Genomic DNA, 1,232 nt, shown 5'->3' with positions numbered 1-1,232 from the left:
GCGCTGGCCGAACTGTTCCCCGACTGGAAGAGCCTCGGCGCCCCGCTCAACACCCCGGTCAAGCGCGACGACATCTACCTGCTGAAGAGCAGCGAGGCCGCCACCAGGATCCCCGACTTCGCCGTGCCGAAAACCATGCACAACGAAGGCAACTACATCATCTCCCTGGGCAACCTGTGCCGCTGGCTGGCCCAGCAGGCCGAGAATCTGGGCGTGGAGATCTACCCGGGCTTCGCCGCCCAGGAAGCGCTGATCGACGAGCAGGGCGTGGTGCGCGGCATCGTCACCGGCGATCTGGGCGTCGACCACGAAGGCCAGCCCAAGGACGGCCTGTACACCCCGGGCATGGAACTGCGCGCCAAGTACACCCTGTTCGCCGAAGGCTGCCGCGGCCATATCGGCAAGCAGCTGATCCAGCGCTACAAGCTCGATGCCAGGGCCGACGCCCAGCACTACGGCATCGGCATCAAGGAGCTGTGGGAGATCGACCCGGCGAAACACGAGCAGGGCCTGGTGGTGCACACCGCCGGCTGGCCGCTCAACGACGACAACCCCGGCGGCTCCTTCCTCTATCACCTGGAGAACAACCAGGTGGTGGTCGGCCTGATCGTCGACCTGTCCTACAGCAACCCCTACCTGTCGCCGTTCGACGAGTTCCAGCGCTACAAGCACCACCCAGTGATCAGGCAGTACCTGGAGGGCGGCAAGCGCATCGCCTACGGCGCCCGCGCCATCTGCAAGGGTGGCCTCAACTCGCTGCCGAAGATGGTGTTCCCCGGCGGCGCGCTGATCGGCTGCGATCTGGGCACCCTCAACTTCGCCAAGATCAAGGGCAGCCACACCGCGATGAAGTCCGGCATGCTGGCCGCCGAGGCGATCGTCGAGGCGCTGGGCGCCGGGCGCGAGGGTGGCGACGAGCTGAACAACTACGTCAAGGCCTTCGAGGACAGCTGGCTGTACGACGAGCTGTTCCGCAGCCGCAACTTCGGCGCGGCGATACACAAGTTCGGCGCCATCCTCGGCGGCGCGTTCAACTTCGTCGACCAGAACCTGTTTGGCGGCAAGATCCCGCTGACCCTGCACGACAACAAGCCGGACCATGCCTGCCTGAAGCCCGCCGCCCAGTCGACCAAGATCGACTACCCCAAGCCGGACGGCAAGCTGAGCTTCGACAAGCTGTCCTCGGTGTTCCTCTCCAACACCAACCACGAGGAAGACCAGCCCTGCCACCT

The 1,232-nt window shown here is 65.5% G+C and carries 1 protein-coding gene; it reads left to right on the top strand.

Annotation, left to right across the window (positions count from 1 at the left end):
- Positions 1-1,232, top strand: a 1,232-nt coding sequence (locus RA210_RS19465; protein WP_201487721.1) for an electron transfer flavoprotein-ubiquinone oxidoreductase, incomplete at both ends; no start/stop codon positions are given.

It is taken from the genome of Pseudomonas sp. OF001, from assembly GCF_904426495.1.
Lineage (GTDB): Bacteria > Pseudomonadota > Gammaproteobacteria > Pseudomonadales > Pseudomonadaceae > Geopseudomonas.
This window is presented reverse-complemented; position numbering and strand designations above follow the sequence as displayed.